At 60.5% G+C, this 309-nt stretch carries 1 pseudogene; it reads right to left on the reverse strand.

The features are described 5' to 3' along the window. Positions 1-309 (reverse strand): annotated as a pseudogene (locus tag EN925_RS39465) (hypothetical protein); the annotation flags it as partial.

Genomic DNA, 309 nt, shown 5'->3' on the forward strand with positions numbered 1-309 from the left:
CGTTAGCGTCGTCGAGTTCGACACCGAGTTCGAGCCGAGCGCTACCGAGTTCGCCGTCGGCGCCTGAGCGTTGCCGCCGATCGAAACTGCATCCGTGCCCGTTGCCGACGAATCCGCCAGCGTCGAGTTAGCGTTGAAGTACTTGATGCCGCCGCCGTTCACGATGTTGTTCACGGTGTTGCTCAGGTTGTTCACGTTGTTGTTGATCGTGTTGACCTTCGCGTCTTCCGACATCAGTTGACTCAGGTTCACCGCGTCCGTGGCGTTCAGGCCTGCCGCGACGTTCGTGATGCGACGCTCTGCACCTGC

It is taken from the genome of Mesorhizobium sp. M7A.F.Ca.US.006.04.2.1 (genome assembly GCF_004022915.1).
Taxonomy (GTDB): Bacteria; Pseudomonadota; Alphaproteobacteria; order Rhizobiales; family Rhizobiaceae; genus Mesorhizobium; species Mesorhizobium ciceri.